The 22,656-nt window shown below is 44.1% G+C and carries 21 protein-coding genes and 1 other annotated feature; of the genes, 17 read left to right on the top strand and 4 right to left on the bottom strand.

Annotated elements, in window-relative coordinates:
* Positions 1-59: 59 nt before the first annotated feature.
* The 8 genes from BTA30_RS13180 to BTA30_RS13145 all read left to right on the top strand — a co-directional run bounded on the left by BTA30_RS13180 (position 60) and on the right by BTA30_RS13145 (position 8,404).
* On the top strand, positions 60-314 hold the full coding sequence (locus tag BTA30_RS13180; protein WP_076761950.1) for a (2Fe-2S)-binding protein: 255 nt from the start codon (positions 60-62) through the stop codon (positions 312-314).
* Positions 311-652 (top strand): (2Fe-2S)-binding protein, encoded by a 342-nt coding sequence (locus BTA30_RS13175; RefSeq protein ID WP_076761774.1) that lies wholly within the window; start codon positions 311-313, stop codon positions 650-652. Before BTA30_RS13180 ends, BTA30_RS13175 begins: the two co-directional genes overlap by 4 nt.
* Positions 645-1,865, top strand: a complete 1,221-nt coding sequence (locus BTA30_RS13170) for an NAD(P)/FAD-dependent oxidoreductase (RefSeq protein ID WP_083696920.1) — start codon at positions 645-647, stop codon at positions 1,863-1,865. Before BTA30_RS13175 ends, BTA30_RS13170 begins: the two co-directional genes overlap by 8 nt.
* Positions 1,866-1,888: 23 nt before the next feature.
* Positions 1,889-3,070, top strand: a complete 1,182-nt coding sequence (locus BTA30_RS13165) for an NAD(P)/FAD-dependent oxidoreductase (protein ID WP_076761772.1) — start codon at positions 1,889-1,891, stop codon at positions 3,068-3,070.
* Between the two features lie 74 nt (positions 3,071-3,144).
* A complete protein-coding gene (locus BTA30_RS13160) occupies positions 3,145-4,122 on the top strand; it encodes an ornithine cyclodeaminase family protein (RefSeq protein ID WP_076761771.1) in 978 nt (325 codons plus the stop codon).
* 696 nt (positions 4,123-4,818) lie between these two features.
* Positions 4,819-5,808, top strand: coding sequence for a TAXI family TRAP transporter solute-binding subunit (locus tag BTA30_RS13155; protein ID WP_076761770.1), 990 nt, complete (start codon positions 4,819-4,821; stop codon positions 5,806-5,808).
* A gap of 102 nt (positions 5,809-5,910) precedes the next feature.
* Positions 5,911-6,429, top strand: coding sequence for a DUF1850 domain-containing protein (locus BTA30_RS13150; RefSeq protein WP_076761769.1), 519 nt, complete (start codon positions 5,911-5,913; stop codon positions 6,427-6,429).
* A complete protein-coding gene (locus tag BTA30_RS13145; protein ID WP_076761768.1) occupies positions 6,422-8,404 on the top strand; it encodes a TRAP transporter permease in 1,983 nt (660 codons plus the stop codon). Before BTA30_RS13150 ends, BTA30_RS13145 begins: the two co-directional genes overlap by 8 nt.
* Before the next feature lie 46 nt (positions 8,405-8,450).
* Here BTA30_RS13145 and zwf read toward each other — a convergent pair whose 3' ends face one another.
* A complete protein-coding gene (gene zwf / locus BTA30_RS13140; protein ID WP_076761949.1) occupies positions 8,451-9,914 on the bottom strand; it encodes a glucose-6-phosphate dehydrogenase in 1,464 nt (487 codons plus the stop codon).
* Positions 9,915-10,161: 247 nt separating this feature from the next.
* On the opposite strand from zwf, the gene rnz reads away from it, so the two are divergent.
* Complete coding sequence (gene rnz, locus BTA30_RS13135) at positions 10,162-11,085, top strand: ribonuclease Z (RefSeq protein ID WP_076761767.1); 924 nt, start codon at positions 10,162-10,164, stop codon at positions 11,083-11,085.
* Positions 11,086-11,203: 118 nt separating this feature from the next.
* Complete coding sequence (gene rpmG / locus BTA30_RS13130; RefSeq protein ID WP_046132377.1) at positions 11,204-11,353, top strand: 50S ribosomal protein L33; 150 nt, start codon at positions 11,204-11,206, stop codon at positions 11,351-11,353.
* A gap of 41 nt (positions 11,354-11,394) precedes the next feature.
* Here rpmG and BTA30_RS13125 read toward each other — a convergent pair whose 3' ends face one another.
* Both BTA30_RS13125 and namA read right to left on the bottom strand, forming a co-directional pair.
* Positions 11,395-12,162, bottom strand: coding sequence for an alpha/beta fold hydrolase (locus BTA30_RS13125; RefSeq protein ID WP_076761766.1), 768 nt, complete (start codon positions 12,160-12,162; stop codon positions 11,395-11,397).
* 124 nt (positions 12,163-12,286) lie between these two features.
* Positions 12,287-13,357, bottom strand: coding sequence for an NADPH dehydrogenase NamA (gene namA / locus BTA30_RS13120; RefSeq protein ID WP_094777337.1), 1,071 nt, complete (start codon positions 13,355-13,357; stop codon positions 12,287-12,289).
* 128 nt (positions 13,358-13,485) lie between these two features.
* Between namA and BTA30_RS13115 the strand changes: the two genes are divergently transcribed.
* Positions 13,486-15,093: a M20/M25/M40 family metallo-hydrolase gene (locus BTA30_RS13115; protein ID WP_076761764.1), complete on the top strand. Its 1,608-nt coding sequence runs from the start codon at positions 13,486-13,488 to the stop codon at positions 15,091-15,093.
* A 72-nt stretch (positions 15,094-15,165) separates the two neighbouring features.
* Here the strand turns inward: BTA30_RS13115 and proC are convergent, their stop codons facing one another.
* Positions 15,166-15,987, bottom strand: a complete 822-nt coding sequence (proC, locus tag BTA30_RS13110; RefSeq protein ID WP_076761763.1) for a pyrroline-5-carboxylate reductase — start codon at positions 15,985-15,987, stop codon at positions 15,166-15,168.
* Positions 15,988-16,029: 42 nt separating this feature from the next.
* Positions 16,030-16,232: a binding site (T-box leader), on the bottom strand.
* Positions 16,233-16,380: 148 nt separating this feature from the next.
* Here proC and BTA30_RS13105 point away from each other — a divergent pair.
* From BTA30_RS13105 to BTA30_RS13080, 6 genes are all read left to right on the top strand, one after another.
* Entirely contained in the window at positions 16,381-17,334 is a 954-nt protein-coding gene (locus tag BTA30_RS13105; RefSeq protein ID WP_094777336.1) for an MBL fold metallo-hydrolase, read from the top strand.
* Between the two features lie 9 nt (positions 17,335-17,343).
* On the top strand, positions 17,344-18,126 hold the full coding sequence (locus BTA30_RS13100) for an SDR family NAD(P)-dependent oxidoreductase (protein ID WP_076761761.1): 783 nt from the start codon (positions 17,344-17,346) through the stop codon (positions 18,124-18,126).
* 482 nt (positions 18,127-18,608) lie between these two features.
* Positions 18,609-19,334: a poly-gamma-glutamate hydrolase family protein gene (locus BTA30_RS13095; protein WP_083696921.1), complete on the top strand. Its 726-nt coding sequence runs from the start codon at positions 18,609-18,611 to the stop codon at positions 19,332-19,334.
* A 55-nt stretch (positions 19,335-19,389) separates the two neighbouring features.
* Complete coding sequence (locus BTA30_RS13090; RefSeq protein ID WP_076761947.1) at positions 19,390-19,908, top strand: DUF3189 family protein; 519 nt, start codon at positions 19,390-19,392, stop codon at positions 19,906-19,908.
* Between the two features lie 509 nt (positions 19,909-20,417).
* Complete coding sequence (locus BTA30_RS13085; RefSeq protein ID WP_076761760.1) at positions 20,418-21,683, top strand: MFS transporter; 1,266 nt, start codon at positions 20,418-20,420, stop codon at positions 21,681-21,683.
* A 68-nt stretch (positions 21,684-21,751) separates the two neighbouring features.
* Positions 21,752-22,468 carry a thioesterase II family protein gene (locus tag BTA30_RS13080; RefSeq protein WP_076761759.1) on the top strand — a complete coding sequence of 239 codons (717 nt, stop codon included), beginning with the start codon at positions 21,752-21,754 and terminating at the stop codon, positions 22,466-22,468.
* Positions 22,469-22,656 lie beyond the last annotated feature (188 nt).

Below are 22,656 nucleotides of genomic sequence, written 5' to 3'. Positions count from 1 at the left end.
CAGTTTCATCCCGTATTCATAAAGTAGAAATTGAGGTGTTTCCAGTGAAAGAAGATGAAATGATCATATGCAGGTGTGAAGAAGTGAGTTATAAGGAATTGGAGAATACAGCTGCCAGGTATAAATGTTCGGCTCGGGAATTAAAGCTTCGTACTAGGGCAGGCATGGGCTATTGTGGCGGAAGATCATGCCGGAATATTGTAGATCAAATAGCGGCGGCAGCGAATGAGCCAAATCCGACATGTGTATCATTGAAATATCAGCCGCCCATACGACCGGTTAGCTTCAAAAATTTAGGAGGGGAAGATCAATGACGCGCAGAATCTTAGACCACCCTATACTCGGAAAAATTGAGGATGATCATTATGTTTCCTTCACATTTAATCATAAGGTCTATAAAGGGCTGGAAAATGAATCATTGGCTGCGGCACTTTTAGCCAATGGAATTCGCACGCTTCGATACCATGAAAAGAGCGGGTCGCCAAGAGGTATTTATTGTAATATTGGCCATTGTTATGAGTGTAGAGTGTCGGTAGATGGTCAACAGGGTATACGGGCATGTCTTACACCTCTTAAAGAGGGAATGGTTGTCGAAAGTAGCGGCCAACTACAACCAGCCAGTAAAGAAGATGGAGGACTGGAAAATGGATAATGCGATTATTATAGGCGCCGGACCTGCAGGTTTAACAGCGGCAGTGGCTTGTGCAGAAAATGGAATAGATGTTGTCGTCATTGATGAATATATGAGAGCTGGCGGCAGGTTGCTCGGACAGCTTTATGAAGAACCGAATGGGTCCTGGTGGAATGGGATTAAAGAATCAACTACATTGTATGAAAAAGCAGTGAAGCTTGGCGTGAAGTTTCATTTAAATATAGCGGTAAATCATATCGAAAAATCAAATGGGCGATGGGTTGTTTATACAGAAAAACAAACATTTTATACCAATCATTTGTTATTAGCAACCGGTGCGGCCGAATCTCCTCTACCTGTACCTGGTTGGACATTACCCGGCGTTATGTCGGTTGGCGCCGCACAGGTGATGACAAATGTTCATCGGGTCAAACCCGGAGAACGTGGGGTGATGATCGGTGTGAATGTTCTCTCGGCTGCTATTGCGATGGAATTACAACTAGCTGGCGTAGAAATAGCTTGTCTTACTTTACCAAAGATGAACCGTATGACAAAGGGTGCTGGTCAACCAAGAGAAGTAGTGGATTCACTTCTTCATGTATCCCATATGGCTCCGTCTCCATTTGTTCGGTATGGCAGCAAATTCATGAAGAATGATTTTATGAAAAAACTGGGCGTTCAGTTATACCCTAAAAAAGGGGTGAAGATGTGGGGTATTCCCATTCAACTTCGAAAAGCCGTCATCGAAATTTATGGTGAGAATGAAGTGGAAGGCGTTACATTAGCAACCATTAATGCTGATGGAGAAGTCGTTTATGGCAGTGAGGAACAGATTCAAGTGGATTTCGTTTGTATTGCCGGAGGTTTATACCCATTAGCTGAATTAGCAGCAGTTGCAGGCTGTCCATTTTATTTAGTGGAAGAATTGGGAGGCTATGTTCCTTTACATAATGAACGGATGGAAACCCCTCTAGAAGGACTGTATGTTGCAGGAAACATTACGGGTATTGAAGGAGCAAAGGTTGCTGCTGGACAGGGGAAAACGGCAGGTTTATCAATTGCGCGCCGTTCCGGAATGAAAGGGTTGGATATGAAGATTCAAGATTCTATTAAAATGACCGAACAGATCAGGAATAGCGCATATATACAATTCCATCCGGAAATAGAGGTAGGAAGAAAGAAAATCTTGCAGCAATGGGAAGCTTATCAATCTAATAAAAGAAAGTCCAGTTGATTGAACATACGAGGGGGAGTAACATGAATAGCACATTTCATCGCGATGTTGTTGTCATCGGAGGGGGAATTATCGGTTCATCGATCGCTTACTATTGCTCAACATCCGGTTTAGATATAACGGTTCTCGAAAAGCATGAATTGGCGAGTGGAACATCCTCTAAATGCGATGGAAATATTTTAGCAGTGGATAAAGATCCAGGCTTTGATAGTCAAATGGCTCTGCAAAGCCAACAATTGGTGCATGAATTAAGTCAGGAGCTTGATATCCCATTTGAATATCGGAACCCTGGCAGTGTTTTAGTTTGTGAAAACGAAACGGAAATGGAAGCTGCACAAAAATGGGGACAGCAACAACAAGATGCAGGCCTGGATTTTCGAATATTGGATCGGGAAGACCTGCGCAATGAATCTGCTTATTTTTCAGACGATCTCCCAGGCGGGCTTGAGTGCAGGACTGATTCTATCGTCAATCCCTATATGCTCACATATTCGATGATTCATCGTGCCAAACAATTGGGTGCGAAAATACATACGAATACGGAAGTGAAACATCTTTATAAAAATCAAGTCAATCAATTTGTCATTGAGACAAATAACGGAACCTTTACAGCGAATAAGGTTGTCAATGCATGCGGGGTATGGGCTCCGTTTATTGGAGAGATGTTAGATATAGACATTCCAATAAAACCGCGTAAAGGTCAGATCATTGTTGCGTCTAGACAACAGCCTGTTGGATTAAGAAATGTCATGGAATTTGGCTACCTCATTTCAAAATTTGGCGGGGAGAGGAAAGTAGATCCATTAACTGATCAATACGGAGTTGCATTGGTTTTCGAGCCTACCGAAAGCCAAAACTTTTTAATTGGCAGCAGTCGTCAATTTAATGGATATGACACAAAAGTGAATCATGAAGTAATGAAATGTATCGCAAAAAGAGCTGTGCGTTTTTACCCTAAAATTGCCGATATGACGGTGATAAGAACATACGCAGGATTACGGCCGTGGACTGCTGACCACCTTCCCATCATTTCACATGTTGAAAAGGTGCCGGGGTTTTATATAGCAGCGGGACATGAAGGGGATGGCATAAGTTTAGCGGCGATTACAGGTAAAGTAATTTCAGAAATGATCAATGAACATGATACATCGATTCCAATTGAACCACTCCGGTATAACAGATTCAATCTCAATGTAAAGCAGTGATCGTAATGAATACACAAAATATATTAGGAAAATCCAGATATATCTATGATGTCTGCAGGAAAGGATGAAAAAGCATGTTAATCTTAAACACTGATGAACAAAAAAGTTTAGTCAATATGAATGAGATCATTGAATGCGCTGCTGTCGCATTGAAAGAATTTTCAGAAGAAAGAACAATTACACCGATTCGCGCCGCATTACAGTTTGATCGTGGTCAAAATACTGCATTAGTCATGCCTTCTGTGGCTGAAGAGCTCGGGACCCTTGGATTAAAAGTAGTAACCGTAGCTCCTCATAATAAGAACTTAGGGAAGAAAACCATAAATGGTGTTGTGATGCTGTCAGACTTCAAAACAGGAGAACCAATCGCTCTTTTGGAAGGCTCTTATTTAACGATGATGAGAACAGGCGCCTTATCAGGTGTAGCAACGAAATATTTATCCCGTCAAGATTCAAAAAAGTTATGTATTATCGGTACAGGAGAGCAAGCAAAAGGTCTGGTTGAAGCTGTACTTTCTGTTCGAGACATTGAAGAGGTTTTACTTTATAACCGAACAGAACAAAAAGCTCAAGAATTTAATGAATATATTAAAAAGAAATTTAATAAACGAGTACGAGTCTATTCAGATCCAAATGAAGCAGTACGCGAAGCTGACATTATTGTAACGACAACTAACTCTTCAACACCGGTTTTTTCAGAGCGATTAAAACAGGGGGTCCATGTCAATGCAGTAGGTTCATTTAGACCAGCAATGCAAGAGTTACCATCTCATGTCATGTCTCTAGCCGATAAAATCGTAGTGGAATCCAGAGAAGCAGCATTAGAAGAGACTGGTGATTTACAAGTTCCGATAAGCGAAGGCGTTTTTAAGCCTAGCGACATCTATGGAGAGCTTGGGCAAATTGTAAGCGGAGAATGCAACGGAAGAGTCAGTGATCAAGAAATCACTGTGTTTAAATCAGTTGGATTAGCTGTTGTGGATATTGTGGTAGCTAAATATTTTTACCAAAAGGCTATTGAAAATAAGGTTGGGACGAGTATTCATTTTTAAGTGATTTACCATTCTTGAAAAATGTTTGATATTTTCATTGCTCTTTTGAGTGAGATTAAAAACTTTTTTTATTTACCATGCGAAATGCAAAAAATTTTTTAATGCACTTTTCATTTATGTCACACTCAAAGTGATCATGTTCTGAATGAGCATCTTCCTCTTTTTTGGAGGCGGATGCTCATTTTTGGCGTGCTTCTTTATGTTGAGTTGTTGACAATCGTGTCATTTCCCACTTCGACTTTTTTCAAAGCCAATGATCGGAGACTTCGTCATGTCATTTCGTCCGAGTAACAAAGCACTCAATATACCCCGCAGCGTGAGTTAACATTCGACTATGGGAGGGGACCAGCTGGTATACGTCCGGTTGATCCAGCTCGTGCAGCAGCAGGCGTTGACTTCAATTCACTCCTCCTTTTATCCCCGTCGTATTGCCATTTTTCGTGTCCCCCTTGTGTTGCTCAGAAGGTGCCACTTGATCAGGTTCTCGTTTTTTCCTTTGTGTTACAATCATCGACTTTGCAGCTGGTGGACGAGCATAGCCCGGTGAACGGATTTTCCGAGGGCATGGCATATTAAGAACCGGACACACATAAAATTAACTAAACAATTAGAAATGAAAGAATATATTGACAATTCATACATTTTTCATGGTACGATAGAATTGTTATTTGTCCAACAAGAAAAGGGGGAAAATGAATGAAAAAGTGGAAAGGCTTATCAGGGATGGCATTGATGCTGACTCTCGTCATGGGGATGGCTGCGTGCGGAAGCAACAATGCATCAAGTGATAAGGACGGCGGTTCTGCGTCAAAAGGATCAGGAAACTACAGTCTGCTTACAGGCGGAACTGGCGGTACATATTACCCGCTTGGCGGCCAGTTTGCGAATCTTTGGGAAGATGCGACAGGCGACCAATTTACGACGCAGACAACCGGGGCTTCGGCCGAAAATATGGCCACTCTTCAAAAAGGAGAAGCTGAAGTCGCTTTTTCTCAGACCGATATTGCAACTTATGCCATCGAAGGCAAGGAGATGTTCAAAGAAAAAATTGACGGAATCAAGGCAATCGCCGCTTTGTATCCTGAAACGGTGCAGATTGTGACAACGGAAAAAAGCGGGATTAACTCGATTGAAGAATTAAAAGGGAAAACGGTTTCCGTGGGCGCTGCCGGAGCAGGGGTTAATATCAATGCCAAGCAAATTTTGGAGGTTCACGGGCTCAGCTTTGACGACATCAAACCGCAAAATCTATCGTTTGAAGAATCAACTGACGGCATTCAATCAGGTGCGATCGATGCTGCCTTCATTACAGCCGGAACGCCTACTGGCGCTGTTGAGGGGCTTTCTGCACAAAATAAAATCAAGATCTTAAGCATTGAAGAAGACAAACAGAAAGAGCTGATGGAAAAGTACCCGTTTTACGCTCAGGATACGATCAAAAGCGGAACTTACGGCATTGACAAAGATATCAGCACAGTGGCGGTCAAAGCGATGCTTGTTGCAACCGACAAGCTGGATGAAGACACGGTCTATAAGATGACAAAAGGGCTGTTTGAAGCTGATAAAATCAATCATGCAAAAGGCGAATTTATTAAACCTGAAACAGCTCTTGAAGGATTGGGCGATATCGACATTCATCCGGGAGCCGCCAAGTATTACAAAGAAAAAGGGATAAAAAAATCGTAAACCGTGGACCGTTTTGACTGATGAATAAGCCCGGAAATCGATAGACCGTTGCCAGAAAACTTCGGTCTATCGTTTTTCTGTTCGGCAGGGGATATGGAAAAAATGGGAAAATCTAAACTGGTGAAATGGCTGTGTGCTTTAGTGTTGATCATCATGTTGTTTGCGGCGTGTCTGATCCCTTATCAACCGGCCGTTGTGTTCATGAAAGAAGACAGCGGTGATGTTATCGCTTTTCTTCCCCTCCAAAAGAAGAAAAACTTTGATGTGATCTATACGCATTCTATCCATAAGACAAAAGTGATCGAATCGTACGTGTGGGAAAATCAGATGATTAAGCAAACGGCTCTGAGCTACCATGATCCGGCAGTCGGAATGCCGGCAAACGCAGAAGAAGGGGAACAGCTCGTCATCAAAGATGGCATATATACCATTTCCAATATGAAGCGGACGTTTCCATATATCGATATGAGAATCGGAAGAGTAAGGGCGAACCACCGAATCAGATACAACGGCGACGTATATGAATTAAAGCGGTATATCCGCCCTGGGTCTTGGACAAGGATGTCCGTGCTAAAAATCAATGTCTTGCAACAATTGAGGGGAGTGAAGATAGATGGCTGAGCAAAAGGAACACGGTCTCGAATTTTCGGAAAAAGAGCAGCAGGAGCTTCTGGAAAAATACGATCCAGAGGCAGGGACGAGAAAGCTGAAGGGATTTGCCGGGGTTATTGCGTTTATAGGGCTGCTCGCTTTTTCATTGTTTCAATTATATACAGCCATTTTCGGAGTTTTACCGGCACAAATCCAAAGGTCCGTTCATTTAGGATTTGCGCTCGGTCTGATCTTTTTATTGTTTCCGGCGACAAAGAGCCTGCGAAAAACCGGAAAGTTTAAAGTGGCCTGGTATGATGTGATATTAGCCGTTTTAGGGGCTGGCGTCGGCGCTTACTGGGTCATCAATTATGAAACGATTGCAGGCGGGATCGGCCTGATTACAACTAATGACTTTTATGTCGGTCTGCTGGCTGTCCTGCTTGTATTGGAAGCGACAAGAAGAGCGGTCGGCCTGCCGATTACGATCATAGCCGGCTTGTTCCTTCTTTATGGACTATACGGCGCTTATCTGCCCGGCTTTCTGTCTCACAACGGCCTTTCACTGGAAAGGCTCGTGCAGACGATGTATTTTACGACAGAAGGTATTTTGGGAACTCCGCTTGCTGTCTCCTCGACCTTCATCTTTCTGTTTATTTTGTTCGGCGCTTTTCTTGTGAGAACCGGTGTGGGACAATATTTTAATGATCTTGCCGTTGCCATCGCCGGACGGAGCACCGGGGGGCCTGCAAAGGTGGCGATCTTTTCCAGCGCTCTGCAAGGAACGATCAGCGGCAGCTCTGTTGCCAATGTGGTGACTTCCGGATCGTTTACGATTCCGATGATGAAAAAACTGGGCTATAAAAAGGAATTTGCCGGTGCCGTCGAAGCGTCCGCTTCAACAGGCGGACAGCTGATGCCGCCGATTATGGGTGCGGCCGCCTTTTTAATGGTGGAATTCATCGGCGGCGGGATTACGTATTGGGACATTGCAAAAGCGGCGATGATTCCGGCCGTCCTTTACTTTACAGGAATCTGGATTATGACGCATTTTGAAGCAAAGCGTCTCGGATTAAGGGGACTTTCGAAAGAAGAGATGCCGAATCGGAAGGAAGTATTCAAAAAGATTTATCTTTTGCTTCCGATCATTTCAGTCGTTTTGCTGTTAATGTCGGGAGTCATCGTCATGCATGCCGCGCTGTATTCCATCGTTTTGGCCATTATTGTCGGCTTTTTCAACAAAGAAACAAGACTGGGGCTCAAAGGGATTGTGCTCGCTTTGGCAGAAGGGGCGAGAATGGCGCTTTCGGTTGCGGCGGCAACCGCTGCGGCCGGCATCATCGTCGGCGTCGTAACAAAGACAGGGCTTGGGCTTAAGCTGGCTAACGGACTGTTGGATTTGGCGGGCGGCGCTTTACTGCCTTCGCTTTTCTTGACGATGATTGCCGCTCTGATTCTCGGAATGGGATCGCCGACGACGGCGAACTATGTCATCACATCGACGATTGCCGCGCCTGCGCTGATCTTGCTGAATGTGCCGGATCTTTCGGCCCACTTGTTTGTGTTTTATTTTGGAATTGTGGCAGATATCACCCCGCCTGTTGCCTTGGCTGCTTTTGCCGCTGCAGGTGTTGCAGGAGGAGAGCCGATCAGGACGGGAATCAATTCTGCCAAGCTGGCCATTGCTGCCTTCATCATCCCGTATATTTTCGTTTTGTCTCCGGAGCTGCTCATGATAGATGCGCACTGGTACGAAATCATCTGGGTGATCTTTACCGCATTGTCGGGAATGATCGCCATCGGGGCGGGGATGATCGGTTTCTGGATGAGAAAAGTGTTTTGGTTTGAAAGAATACTGGCGGCTCTTAGCGGTCTCTTGCTGATTTATCCTGAAGGATACACGGATATAATTGGACTCGGGATGTTCGTTCTTCTGTTCGTGCTTCAGCTGATGTGGAAGCGGGACAGAAGCCGCCCGGAAGAAATCTCGGCTTTAAAAGCATAAATAAAAACAGCCTTCAAAGAAATTTCTTTGAAGGCTGTTTTTGAGATTAAAGCGGCCACCACTGAAAGCCGTCTTTTGCTAGAAGATCGTCAGAAGCTTTAGGCCCCATGGAACCTGCTTCATAGTTAGGGGAGAGTGTTTTATGCCGCTCCCAATTTTGCGAAATCGCATCAACAAAGCTCCAGGAGAGGGCGACTTCATCCCAATGTGCAAAGTTCGTTGCATCACCGTGCAAACAGTCCAAAATCAGCTTTTCATAAGCTTCAGGCGTGTTGATTCCGTCTCCGCAGTTATGGCAGTAGTCCAGCTTAATCGGCTGAGCAAATGTGCCGCCTCCAAGCTTTCTCGCATTTAAATGAAGAGTGATGCCTTCATCCGGCTGGATATGAATCACCAAAAGGTTAGGATGCATCGTATTGCCGTTTCCGTAGTAGAGATTCATCGGAATGTCTTTAAACTGCACGACGATTTGCGTTGATTTTTTCTTCATGCGTTTTCCTGTCCGGATATAGAACGGCACTCCTGCCCAACGGAAGTTGTCAATCAGCAGCTTTCCGGCAACAAAGGTTTCCGTATTTGAATCCTCGGCGACATTTTGTTCATCGCGATAGGCGGGAACTTGTTTTTCATCCATAACCCCTGCATCGTACTGTCCGCGCACGAAATATTGGTCAACCTCATCCTTTTGAATAGGGCGGAGGGCTCTAAGCACCTTTACTTTTTCGCTGCGGATTTCTTCGGTGTTCAGTTTGATCGGCGGCTCCATCGCAAGCAGCGCCACCATCTGCAGGATATGGTTTTGGACCATGTCCCTAAGCGCACCTGATTTTTCATAGTATCTCGCCCGGTCTTCAACACCTAAATCTTCGCTTGATGTAATTTGAATATTCGAGATATAGCGGTTTGTCCAAAGCGGCTCGAAAATCGCGTTGGCAAAGCGGATGACTTCGATGTTTTGAACCATTTGCTTGCCTAAGTAGTGGTCAATTCGATAAATCTGATTTTCTGTGAAGGCTTCGCGAATTTCTTGGTTCAGTGCCTTTGCACTTGGCAGATCATGGCCGAACGGCTTTTCAATGACAAGCCTTGACCAGCCGCTTGTGGAAGTGACGCCTTCCGACTTTAAAAACTTAGCAATTGTCCCGAAGAATTCAGGAGCCATCGCCAAATAAAACATCCGATTATTCGGGATATGATATGTACTTTCAAGTTTTTCCAAAAGTCCGTTCAATTCTTGATAAGAACCTGGATTAGTCACATCGAAAGGATGGTAGTAAAAGTGAGATGTAAACTCATCCACATCCTTCTCGTTTAACGGAAACTTTGAAATCGATTGTTGGACGGTATCGCGAAAATCTTCATTTGTCCAAGGCCGTCTTCCCACTCCGACGACAGCGAATTCATTGCCGATTTGATCATTTTCGTAAAGCCTGTGGATTGATGGATATAGTTTTCGTTTTGCCAAATCCCCTGTTGCGCCAAATATAACGATAACTGCTTTTGGTTCCATTTGATCTTTTCTCAACTAAACGTACCTCACTTTATTCGAGCATAAGTTTATTTTCTTCATTTTAAAGCTAATAGTCCTTTAAAGCAAACATTTGAGATTATTTCATATGAAAAGATTACCGAAAATAGACGGGGCATTTGACTTAAGCTGGGATTGAATACTGCTCTGAAAGGCCTGCATTTCTTTTTTTTCAGACTTCCTGTATGCTTGTAGTAAGATGTTTGATCAGCTACAGGAGGAAAGGATATTGGAATTATTATTTTTAGGAACGGGGGCAGGTATTCCTGCAAAAACGAGGAATGTTACATCTGTCGCACTGAAGCTTTTAGAGGAAAGACGGTCTGTTTGGCTGTTTGACTGCGGGGAAGCCACACAGCATCAAATATTACATACATCCATTAAACCGAGGAAAATTGAGAAAATCTTCATCACCCATCTTCACGGCGACCATGTGTACGGGCTTCCGGGACTGGTCAGCAGCCGCTCTTTTCAAGGAGGGGAAAGCCGTCTGACCGTCTATGGGCCGAAAGGAATCAAAACATATCTTGAAACGGCGCTTGATTTGACGGGAACACATGTCACTTATCCATTGGCCATTGAGGAGATTGAAGAGGGAACAGTCTTTGAAGATGATCAGTTTATCGTAACGGCTAAACCCGTGTCACATGGAATATCGGCTTTTGGCTATCGGGTGCAGGAAAAGGATATTCCCGGCGCTCTTCATGCTGATGCACTAAAAGAGATTGGGGTTTCTCCAGGCCCGGTTTATCAAAAGCTGAAAGACGGCGAAACGGTGACATTGGAAGACGGCCGGACGATTAACGGTTCAGATTTTATCGGTCCGCCGAAAAAGGGACGTGTTGTTGCCTTTTCCGGAGATACGAAGCAATGTGAGAATGTCAAAGTGCTGGCGGAAGAAGCAGATGTCCTTGTGCATGAAGCGACATTTGCCAAGGGCGATCGGGAGCTTGCTGGCGATTATTTTCACAGCACAGCGGAGCAGGCGGCCGAAACGGCTAAAGAAGCCTGTGTCCAAAAGCTGATTTTGACTCATATCAGTGCAAGGTACCAGGGAGAAAGCGTGAATGAATTAAGCAATGAAGCAAAAGAGATTTTTCCAAACAGTACGGCAGCCTATGATTTTTATGAGTATGAAGTGAAAAGAAGATAAGCGGTGAAAGAAGCTTCTTGTTCCGTTCGAGGAATATAAGAAGCTTTTTTTTGTTGACAATGTGCTATGGTCCTGTATAATAAAACGTAATGATTACGCTTTATTGAGGAGGATCAGCATGAGAGTTAAAATTACATTGGCATGTACTGAAACAGGAGATCGTAATTATATTACGACAAAGAATAAGCGCACGAACCCAGACCGGCTTGAATTGAAAAAATATTCTCCGCGTCTGAAAAAATACACGATTCATCGTGAAACCAAATAATAAAAAAGCCGGCAGTCGACAATCTGCTGGCTTTTTTTATTTTAGTTGGCTGTTTGATAGACAAACCTGTGCTGCTGTGCAGCATACCACACATCATAAATCGCGAGCTGCACGATATGAGGTTCGTCAAAGTGGATCAAATGTGAGCTGTTTTTCGCCTGAATCCAGCCGCTTTGATGAGAAAGCGACAGCAGTCTGCTGTGCAGCTTCAGCCATTCATGATGGGCGTTTTTCATTGCTGCCGACCGTCTCCCTGCCGAGAGGACAAGCAAAGGAGCGGCGCCTAGGTGCTTTTCCTCTTGCTTCAGCCTTTTCAGGCTTTGCTTAAATTCTTCATGCGAAGCTTCGAGAGAAAACTGTTTGTAATAATCCTCCTGCGCTTTTTCCGGCAGGAGCGGCAGCACTTTCTGCTCCTGATCTTCACAAGCGGGATCAAGCAGCACCATGCCGATGATGTCATCATGGTATCGGCTTGCAAACAGCCTTGCAATGACGGCGCCGAACGAATGGGCGACAAACAAGTAAGGGGGGGTTATGTCAGCTGCTTCCAGGAGCGCTTTTAATTCCTTGACCATTTGATCCGCCGTTCTTTTTTTACCGCTCGGCCCGCTGTTTCCGAGCCCGGCACGATCATATGAAAAAAGGCCGAGATCTTCGTCTATATCAGGTAAAATGGGCTGCCACGTATCTGAAGAGAAACCATAGCCTGCTTCAAAGATAATCGTTGCGCACTTGTTTCCTTTTCTATGTTTTGTATAAAATGTACACCCTTCAACTGTATATGTTCTTTCCATTAAAGCTGGATTCATGGAGGTCATCCTCTCTCTGTATATGGTGTTCTATTAGGGAAGACGCATAAATAAGGCAAATCGTTTCTCTCAAGATAAAAAAAGAAAATATCCCGTCAGCAGACGGGATATTTGAAAAGGAAAACTACCAGGCTCTGCTGTACTGAACAGGCCCTTCGATTTCTGTATTCAGCTGTTTGGCGGCCGTTTTTGGCCAATACGGATCTCTTAGCAGCTCTCTTGCTACAAATATGAGGTCTGCCCGTCCATTTTGAAGGATTTCTTCAGCCTGCAATCCGTTCGTGATTAATCCGACCGCGCCTGTTTGAATGTCGGCTTGTGCGCGGATCGTATCGGCGAAGCCGACTTGGTATCCCGGAAACACATTGATGTCTGCAGGCACAACTGCACCGGAGCTGACATCGATCAAATCAACGCCTTGTTCTTTCATCCATTTGCCGAAACCGACATAGTCGGCAACATCAAGGCCGTTTGTTTGATAGTCAGAAGCTGAAACCCGCACGAATAAAGGCCCGTCCCAGACTTCTTTTACCGTGTCAATCACTTCGCGGAGCAGGCGGTAGCGGTTTTCCGGTGAACCGCCGTATTCATCTTCGCGCCGGTTGGAAAGCGGGGATAAAAATTCGTTGATCAAATATCCATGCGCTCCGTGAATTTCGATGATATCAAAGCCTGCTTTTTTCGCCCGTTCAGCACCTTTTTTGAATGCCTGAACAGTATCTTGTATGTCTTCTAATGTCATTTCAACTGGCGTCCTCGCGTTTTCGTCAAAAGGAATTGCTGAAGGGCCGTAGATTGCGCCTTCCACTTCGGCTTTTCTTCCGGCGTGGGCCAATTGAATCGCCGTTTTGCTGCCGTAAGGCTTAATTTGCGATGTTAAAGCGGCCAGGCCTTCAATATGTCCGTCATCCCAGATCCCCAGATCCTGATCGGAAATTCTTCCTTCAGGCGTGACAGCGGTGGCTTCAACCATGATCAGCCCGACTTGTCCGATAGCGCGTGATATGTAGTGCGTCATATGGAACGGCTGCACTTTTCCATCCTTTTCGTGGGAGGAATACATACACATTGGCGACATCACGATCCGGTTTTTTAGTGTAACTCCTTTTAAACTCCATGGTGAAAATAGTTTTCGATTGCTCAATCTCTTTCGCCTCCCGTAAGTTTTCGAATCGATTATACCAATTATGACCATTCTCGTCATATAAACTGCTCAAGTCATTCTCAAAAGAAAGAATCTTCAGTACAATAAAACCATTCATATTCTATTTTTGGCAAAATATGATATGGAATACATCACAGGGAACGAGGGGGGCTTGCTTCGTGAAGTGGCAGACAGAAGAAGAATTAAAGCAGCTGTTAATTTCTCTCATTCAATATGAAAGCATATCAGGCACAGTCGGGGAAGTAGCGCTTGCGGAGTATATGTACTATTTATTAAAGGATTGTACTTACTTTCAAAAACATCCTGAGCATTTAAAACTTCATCCGATGAAAGACGGCCGCTCTTTTTTGACCGCTCTTGTCAAAAAAGAGGCGAAACAAAATACAGTGCTCTTGCTGAGCCATTTTGATGTCGTCGATACGGCAGACTACGGGGAATTCAAACATATGGCATGCAAGCCGGTGGAGTTAATGGATTCATTGGCTGAAAAAAAAGAATTGCTGCCAGAGCGAGCCAAAAAAGATTTGGAGAGCGGCGATTGGCTGTTTGGAAGAGGAAGCATGGACATGAAAGCCGGCCTCACGGTTCAGTTTTCCATGCTTGAACGGGCCATGAACGGAGAATTTGACGGAAATCTTCTTCTAATATCAGTTCCCGATGAAGAGGTCAATTCACAGGGGATGCTTGAGGCGGTGCCAGTGCTGAAAGCATGGGAAAAAGAGTTTGAGCTTCACTATACATCTTGTTTAAACTGCGAGCCGATGTTTGAAAAATATCCGGGAGATCAGAAGCAGTACGTATATTCAGGAAGCATCGGCAAAGTGCTGGCCGGTTTTTTCTGCAAAGGAATTGAAACCCATGTGGGCGAACCGTTTTCAGGATTAAATGCAAATTTAATGGTATCTGAAATTAACCGGCTTCTTGAATTAAATGCCGGATATTGCGAAGAAGCAGACGGAGAAGTTACACCTCCTCCGGTCAATCTGATGCAAAAAGATTTGAAGGAGGCCTACTCTGTACAGACTCCGCATACGGCTGTGTCGCTGTTCAATGTGCTGACGATGAAACGGTCGCCTGGGGAGCTTCATAAGATGTTGTTGGACACCGCTAAAAAAGCGGCCATCAACATCAAAACGAATATTGAACATAAAACACTCGATTATCAGCGGTTTGACTCATTTACGCCAATTGAGCGCCGCGTCACTGTGCTGACATTTGAGGAGCTGTGGAACAGGGCCGAAAAAAAAGCCGGCAAGGCTGAGACGGAGCGCATTCTTAATTTTGCATTCGCCAACAGAGGGGAGCTTGGAGACCGGGATTTTTCAACGAAAATCGTTTCTGAACTAGCCTCGCTCTGCAAGGAAGATGCACCGTTGATCGTTTTGTTTTACAGCCCGCCGTTTTATCCTGCCGTTTCTTCAAAAGATGACCCGCTCATCCGTGCGGTGATCGGCGATGTTGCAGAATATGCGGCTCAACGGTACGGGCTTGAATTTAAAGAAGTTCAATATTTTCCCGGACTCTCGGATTTAAGCTATCTCCAGCTGCAAAAACAGTCGGTTGACGCCTTTACAGCCAACATGCCGCTGTTTAATCAAGGCTATTCACTGCCTTCCGGACGGAAGAACGCGCTGTTTGTGCCGGTCATCAATATCGGCCCCGCCGGCAAAGATCCGCATAAATGGACAGAGCGGCTCCATATGTCTTTTTCATTCGGGCAGCTGCCTGATTTGCTCCAGCTTGCGATTCGCAAATTGCTGCAGTGATCGGGCGAATATGTCTTTATCCCAAAAGAACATAAAAAAACCGGAACAAGATCAAAATTGTTCCGGCTTTTTTTATATTTTCACCGCAAACTGCTCCCTGATTTCAGCAGAGCGATGAGCCGCTTCTTTCACGCATGATATCACGGTTTCTTCAAATTGAAGCTCATCAAGAATTTGAATGCCGGCTTCTGTCGTACCCCCTGGGCTGGTGATGTCCCTTCGCATTAAAGAAGGGTCTCTTCCGGTTTCCAGCATTTTGGCCGCTCCTGTCATCATATCGATGATAAGCTTTTTAGCTGTCTGTTCATCAAGGTCCAATTCCCGCGCAGCTGCTTCCATTGCTTCAACAAAACGATAAACAAAAGCTGGACCGCTTCCTGCAATGGCTGTTACCGCATCGAGAGCGGCCTCTTCAACAATTGTCACACTGCCGATCGCTGCAAAAAGATCGGCTGCTTCCCGAATCTGTTCCTTTGAGACGAGCGGACTGACTGCGAAAGCAGTAGCTGATTTTTGAATGGATGCCGATGTATTTGGCATCGCTCTGACAATCGGCAGTTCCTGTCCTGCATAATGCTGTATGGTATGAATCGGAATGCCGGCAAGAATCGAGATCAAAAGCTGTCCTTCTTTTAAGTAAGGCCTGATGCCGGCAATGCCGTTTGCAGCATCCTTCGGTTTCATTGCTAAAACAACTGTATCCGAAAAATCGATGATTTTTGCTGTATCTGATTCGCCGCGAATCCCGTATGTCTTCTCAAGCTTCTCTAACCGGGCGCTGTTTGAATGATTTGTAGCGGCAATCTGTCCCGGTTCAACCGAACCCTTTTTGACAAGTCCTTTGATCATCGCTTCGGTCATCGAACCTGCTCCGATAAATCCAATTCGCTTCATCTTGTTTCCTCCTTCTGCCAAACAAAAAACCTCTCCGTCTTCTTAAAGGACGAAAAGGTTTCGCGGTACCACCTAAATTAGCATATCCATGCTCAGCTCTTGTCCCATAACGCGGGAAACGTTTAGGTTTGCCTAAGCGCTCTGAGGGCAGGTTCAACAGGAAAGCGGGCTGTGAAATCTTTCAGCCGGGAATTTCACTCTCTTTCAGCCATTGCCTGTTTACTATTCCTCTTCATTGCGTCTTCTGTCATTTTAGCATCATATGTTTGTTGTTCATTATGCTATGAGGGAAGAGCATATGTCAACAGGCATTTGAAGCAAAAATGACACACGCGGGAGAAAAAGGTAAAATATGATCAACATCAATTTGCGAGGAATGAGGAGAAGAATATGATAACAGATGAAAGGATCATACCCATTTCGCTGCCGACTCCTTTTGCAGTCGGAGACGTCAACATTTATTTGATAAAAGGAGAGGCGCTGACATTGATTGATGCAGGTCCGAAAACAAAGGAAGCTGCCGATGTTTTAAAGAACAGGCTTAGCGGGCTGGGGTTCACATTAAGCGACATCGACCAGGTGGTCCTGACCCATCATCACGCAGACCACGTCGGACTGCTGGATGAATTTCCTGACGGCGTAAAGATTATCGGCCATCCGTTCAATGAACCGTATATCAGCAAAAATCCCGTTTTTATCGAAAACCAGCAGTCCTTTTTTACATATTTATTTAAACAGCTCGGCGTACCTGTCGACATGGGTTTACTAAGTCTTACAGTGAAGCGATCATACCGGTTTTCCTGTCAGCGGTCATTGACGGAAACCATTTTAGAAGGGTCTCAGATTGATGGGCTTGAAGGGTGGCGGGTCTTGGAAACACCAGGTCATGCATCTTCCCATATTGTCCTCTTGCATGAGGGAAACGGAAGCATGATCGGCGGAGATTTGCTGTTAAAGCCGTCTTCTTCCAATCCTTTATTGGAAATGCCCCAAACAAGTGAAAAACGTCAGGCTCCGCTCCTGGATTATGTGGCCTCGCTTAAACGGCTGCTTGAGCTTCCTGTACGGGTTATGTTTCCGGGGCACGGCGAAAAAATAACCGCTATTCAAGAGCTTATTGCAAGACGGCTGGAAAAACAGCAAAACAGGGCGGAAGAGGTGTACCGGCTGCTTGCTGAAAGTCCGCAAACCGCATTTGAACTATGCCGAAAGCTGTTTCCCGCCGTCTATGAGAAAGAGCTGTTTTTAACAATGTCTGAAACGGTCGGGCAGCTCGATGATTTGGAATCGCGCGGCCGCATGACTAGCAATGAAAAAGACGGTATCCTTTATTATTGTACAAAGTAGGTGAAGAAAATGGGAAGAAGTTTAAAAGACAAAAGGATTCTGATTACAGGCGCCTCCGGCGGTCTTGGTGAGCGGATCGCTTATTATTCCGCCAGGGAAGGAGCAGAAGTGATTCTGGCGGCGCGCAGAGAAGAACGCCTTGATGCATTGAAGCAAAGAATGTCTGATGAACTTGATGCAAAGTGCCGAACGATCGTTTTAGATGTCAGCAGGACGGATGAAATTGAAGCGGTGTTTCAAACGATCGGGCCGATTGACATTCTTGTCAATAATGCGGGTTTCGGCATTTTCGAACCTGCCCTCGAAGCGTCTCTTGAAGATATGAAATCGATGTTTGAAGTCAATGTCTTTGGCTTGATCGCTTGCACGAAGATGGCGCTCCCTCATATGATCGCGCAAAACAGCGGCCATATTATCAACATCGCTTCACAGGCCGGTAAAATTGCAACACCGAAGTCAAGCCTTTACACTGCGACAAAACATGCGGTGCTCGGCTATTCCAACAGTCTCAGAATGGAGCTTTCAGAAACAGGGGTCTACGTGACAACGGTGAATCCGGGACCGATCAAAACCGAGTTTTTCAAAAGAGCTGATCGAAAAGGAGAGTACGTGAAAAGCGTCGGCAAGTGGATGCTTGACCCTGATCAAGTGGCCGGGAAAATCGTTTCGATTATGATGACGAACAAGCGCGAAATCAATCTGCCGGGCTGGATGAACGGCATCAGCAAACTCTACCAGCTGTTTCCGGCTCTCATTGAAAAAGCCGGCCGAAACGCCTTTCATAAAAAATAGGGTTGTCGATAAAATACAGAATGGCAGTTTATTGAGAGCTGGAGCTCCGATTATACTTTAAGGGAACAGATTTGCCTGAGGCAAGTCTGTTTTTTTTATTAAGATTATCCTTGTTCAGCTAAAATGGGTGATGCAATATATCATATAAAAGCAGGAAGACTTTATCCCCCTTGAAAATAGGAAACGAATGCCCTCTTCAAACTTTATCCTCCCGGTGATCTAAAGGCACCTGGACAGTGTAAGGCGATCGATATAAAAACTGCGCTCCAAAATAGATTCTGTGCCTCAGGAAACACGTACGGACCTCTCGTGAAAAATAAGGTAAAGGTCGCTTTCATTCCGTCGTTCTCGTTATATAAAATGGCAAATGAGCGAACATTATAAGTAAATATTTACCAATTTTTCGAAAGTATCTCTGTTTAGGGCGAATTGAGAGGAAGTAAAACGCAGCACAAAATACAATAATGAAGGAGTTTCTAACGTTGCAGGAAAAATGGAACCAATTGATGAAAAAACGATGCATCATATGGTTGATAATGGGAGTGTGCACAGCCGTCATTTGTCAATGCCCGACGAATAGCCAAGCGTCTGGAATTCTCGATAAGTACGCAAACTTTGCAGAGCTTGCTGAAAACGAAATAGAAGGTGAGGATTACCGTATAGAGTATACAGACATGGGAACTGATCTGCTGATTTTATCCCCGCACGGCGGCGGGATCGAAGGCGGAGTCAGCGAACTTGTACATGCCTTCAGCAATGAGTATACAACCTATTTGTTTGAAGGAATAAAACCAGCGCAAAATTGGGATCTGCATGTTACGAGCAATCATTTCGATGAGCCGACAGCGCTGGAAAAAGTCAGTGAACACCGTTATGTTTTAGCCTTTCACGGATATGATGATACAGAAGAGCATACCCTTGTAGGAGGAACAGACAGGGAGGGCGGCCAAGCAATTGCCGATGCGTTGGAGGAACATGGCTTTTCTGTCGAACTGGTGGGGGAAAACCACAAATTTGCCGGAACAGATCCGGAGAATCTGAATAACAAATGCAAAACAGGTTTAAGCATTCAATTGGAGATCAGCACTCCTCAACGGGAGGCTTTTTTTTCGCGGTTTGGACTGTGGACGAGGGAAAGCTCCTATAATAAATTGTTTTATGATTATGCCGCAGCGATTAAAGAAGTGCTGGAAGAAAGATATAAATAAGAAATGTATGTTTGGGCCACATTAAAGGCAAGACGTCAAGCGGAGGGTGAGCATGTTGATCTATATTTATAACTGTTATGGCGGCACCCATTCATCTGCCCTGGCCGCCGCTTATCATCTTAAAAAACTTCCGTTCGGCAGAAAGCCGACCAAAAACGAAATTTTAAACACGGATTGTTTTAATCGATTAACCCCGAAAGAAATGGGGAAATTAATCTTTCACGGCCTTGATGAAGAAGGCAGCGAGGTGTATACCATCGGCAGAGGTTCGTCAAAAGCTGTCATTCCGGCAATGCGGTGTGTTCTTGAGCGGTTTGAAAAAAATGAAATGCTGGACGAGAAAGTGATTTTTTCAAACACGTCCCCCACAGTGCCTTTGGCTATGACATTTGGAGGCTTGTTTTCCAGGAGGCTGAAAATCGATCCGCTTGGAGTCCCTTTATTGGTTTTAGGTTCACAGCAAGCCTATAAAGACATCATCAAACTGGTTGAGCGTACGAAAGCTCATGCCAAAACAACCTCGTCTTTGATTGAAGTGCTCGACAACGGCTTTATGAGCCAGTCTGTGAAATGAGAGATTGAATATGATTCAAATGCTTCCCGTATGAGGAATTGTCAGTTGCACCTGATGGGGCAGACATGCATACAGGAAGCGTTTTTTATTTAAATTTCATTTTATTTATATAATATTTATTTTTGAGAAAGGAGATTTTCTAAAAAATTGAATATGAATAGAGGATATTGTTGAAATAGAACGAACCTATAACCTTAGAATTATTTTCATTTTTTTATAGACATTGTAAATTAGAGGGGTGATATATGTAAATTTCGCTTTTTTAGATGAACAATTGTATTTTTGAAGAGGAATATAAGGTGTAGAAAACATCATGGTATACAAGATTCTACATGTAAAATACGACATCTGCCGAATATTAAACAATAGAAGCGGAGCAGAAAAAATTAAAAATGAGAGGCGGGGAGGTGACAGAATAGCGGGCGTCATTTTCTTGAAATAACAAACAGAAACGGATTGTCTGAAAAAGTGTCTACATAGCATGTTGAAAAACAAATAAGGGGGTCCCTATGCAAAAACTGTTTTCCATTTTTCAAAATAAAAATTATGCGCTGCTTTTTTTAGCATCTTTCACTTCGCAAATGGGAGGAATTATTGGACTAACTGCACTTCTGTTTTATCTCCTTGATCGCTTTTCAGAGCAGCCTGCATATGCCACGACAACAGAGCTGATGCTATCTTTGCCTGCATTGGCTGTATTTTTTCTTGTCGGTGTTTTCGCCGATAAGTTTGATCGGCAGAAAATCGCCAAGAATTGCGACTGGATTTGTGCAGCATTATCAATATTATTACTGTTCTCTTTATATATTGAATGGCTGCCGTTTACATTTGCAGTGTTATTTTTAAGAAACGCTGTGAAAAGCTTTTTCACCCCCGCCCAAACGTCTCTCATACAAGGAATATTATCTGAAGGCGATTACTCGGTGGCTGTCGGATTGAATCAAATGGTGGCCAGCTTATTTATGCTGTTCGGCAATGGGCTTGGCGTATTTTGTTATTGGACACTTGGAGTAGAAGGCGCCGTCATGGTTGATGCAGCCAGTTTTGTCGTTAGCGGCCTGCTTATTCAAGCCTGCCGGATCACCAAGGAAGTTCGAATGCCGAATGGAAAACATTCAATTAGACAATTGAATGTAGGAAGTGTATGGAAAGATTTTAAACTTGGCCTCAGCTATATTTTAAATCATAAATTACTGCTGGCCCTCGTTTCAGGATTCAGCCTTTTCGGAGTAGTAAATGGGGGGCTTTCGGTCATGCAGGTGTTTATTTTAAAATACAAGCTTGCTCCCCGAAACTATGAAGAAATGTCCATCCTGCTCGGCATCGTGTTCGGTGCAGGGTTCTTGCTGGGCAGCATCGCTGCATCCATACTTTCTCAAAAATTAAAGCTCCATCACCTTTTGATTTTGGCGCTGATTGTTTCCGGAAGCGCCACGATTTCGGGGGCCCTGGTCAGCAATATTTGGCTGTATATGGTCAGTTCATGCTTAATAGCCCTTTCACTCCCCAGTATCAATGTTGCGATTGGCGGTTGGATACCAAGTATCGTAAACCCGAAAATGATGGGAAGAGTGCAGGGATGGGTCAATCCGCTCATGATGCTGTCACAGTCGCTGACTCTCCTTTTCATTGCAGGGCTCTATCCCGCATTTATAGCACTCGAAAGCCTTTATTGGCTCGTCGGAGGCAGCCTCATTGTTGTCGGCGTATTTTACATGATCATCCTTCCGAAGTTTTTAGAGTTGAAACAGCCAGCTGACGTCACGATAGATTAATTGTTGAATATGTGAGCGCTGCACTGAAATATCACATTAAATCATATATAAATGGAGTGAATGATACAATGATCTTATTTTGTTTGCCGTATGCCGGAGGATCTGAAGTGATATTTTATTCATGGAAAAACGATGTCCATCCGGACATTGACATTTATCCGATACAGCTGAAAGGACGGGGAAGACGCTTTAATGAACCTTTTTATGAAAGCTTGGAAGAAGCGGTTCAAGACATTTTTGAGCAGATCCAAGGCACAGTAAAAAATCATGATTATGCTGTTTTCGGACATAGCATGGGAAGTCTTTTGGCGTATGAACTTTATTATCAATTGAGCAATGCGAATGTAAAAATGCCGGCCCATCTTTTTTTCTCGGGCTATAGAGCGCCTAATCGAATACGGAAAAAAGTAAAGCTGCATGACCTGCCAGATCATGTTTTTAAGAAGAAAATCATAGAGCTTGGGGGAACGCTGGAAGAGCTGATCAATAATGAAGAACTGTTTGAATTGTTTATTCCTCTGCTGAAAAGCGACTTCAAAATGGTAGAAAACTATATTTATCAAGAAAGAGCAGCCAAAATTGAATGTGACATAACCGTTCTCAACGGTAAGGAAGATTCAATGGATGAACAAGATATCTCAGATTGGAAAAAACATACTGATGGAAACTTTAAAGCTCATTATTTTGAAGGGAATCATTTCTTTATCAATCATCATGCTGAAAATATCATCAACATCATCAACCGTACATTGACGGAAAGCCGGAAGCACCACCAATTTTATTAGGGGAATTTTTTCTATCATTCATGTTAAAGCTTTGTCCAATTGTTGATCCTGCTACACTTTCCTAAAAACTTTTATGATAAACAAAACAGTTCAATTTTTAGGTCTTTTCGATCAGATATTGATCAGCCCGACTTGTAAATTCATGTTTCTCACTCTTTTATCTTTGTTTCAAATGTAAACTACTAAAT

Origin of the sequence: Bacillus swezeyi, from assembly GCF_001969815.1 — a bacterium.
GTDB lineage: Bacteria > Bacillota > Bacilli > Bacillales > Bacillaceae > Bacillus > Bacillus swezeyi.
The sequence above is the reverse complement of the archived record's forward strand: the minus strand, read 5'-3'. Positions and strand labels throughout refer to the sequence as shown.

Bases quoted from the DNA above. Each gene is read 5' to 3' on its own strand.
- BTA30_RS13180 (WP_076761950.1), top strand. From the start codon at position 60: ATGATCATATGCAGGTGTGAAGAAGTGAGTTATAAGGAATTGGAGAAT.
- BTA30_RS13175 (WP_076761774.1), top strand. From the start codon at position 311: ATGACGCGCAGAATCTTAGACCACCCTATACTCGGAAAAATTGAGGAT.
- BTA30_RS13170 (WP_083696920.1), top strand. From the start codon at position 645: ATGGATAATGCGATTATTATAGGCGCCGGACCTGCAGGTTTAACAGCG.
- BTA30_RS13165 (WP_076761772.1), top strand. From the start codon at position 1,889: ATGAATAGCACATTTCATCGCGATGTTGTTGTCATCGGAGGGGGAATT.
- BTA30_RS13160 (WP_076761771.1), top strand. From the start codon at position 3,145: ATGTTAATCTTAAACACTGATGAACAAAAAAGTTTAGTCAATATGAAT.
- BTA30_RS13155 (WP_076761770.1), top strand. From the start codon at position 4,819: ATGAAAAAGTGGAAAGGCTTATCAGGGATGGCATTGATGCTGACTCTC.
- BTA30_RS13150 (WP_076761769.1), top strand. From the start codon at position 5,911: ATGGGAAAATCTAAACTGGTGAAATGGCTGTGTGCTTTAGTGTTGATC.
- BTA30_RS13145 (WP_076761768.1), top strand. From the start codon at position 6,422: ATGGCTGAGCAAAAGGAACACGGTCTCGAATTTTCGGAAAAAGAGCAG.
- zwf (WP_076761949.1), bottom strand. From the start codon at position 9,914: ATGGAACCAAAAGCAGTTATCGTTATATTTGGCGCAACAGGGGATTTG.
- rpmG (WP_046132377.1), top strand. From the start codon at position 11,204: ATGAGAGTTAAAATTACATTGGCATGTACTGAAACAGGAGATCGTAAT.
- BTA30_RS13125 (WP_076761766.1), bottom strand. From the start codon at position 12,162: ATGAATCCAGCTTTAATGGAAAGAACATATACAGTTGAAGGGTGTACA.
- namA (WP_094777337.1), bottom strand. From the start codon at position 13,357: ATGGTCATAATTGGTATAATCGATTCGAAAACTTACGGGAGGCGAAAG.
- proC (WP_076761763.1), bottom strand. From the start codon at position 15,987: ATGAAGCGAATTGGATTTATCGGAGCAGGTTCGATGACCGAAGCGATG.
- BTA30_RS13100 (WP_076761761.1), top strand. From the start codon at position 17,344: ATGGGAAGAAGTTTAAAAGACAAAAGGATTCTGATTACAGGCGCCTCC.
- BTA30_RS13085 (WP_076761760.1), top strand. From the start codon at position 20,418: ATGCAAAAACTGTTTTCCATTTTTCAAAATAAAAATTATGCGCTGCTT.
- BTA30_RS13080 (WP_076761759.1), top strand. From the start codon at position 21,752: ATGATCTTATTTTGTTTGCCGTATGCCGGAGGATCTGAAGTGATATTT.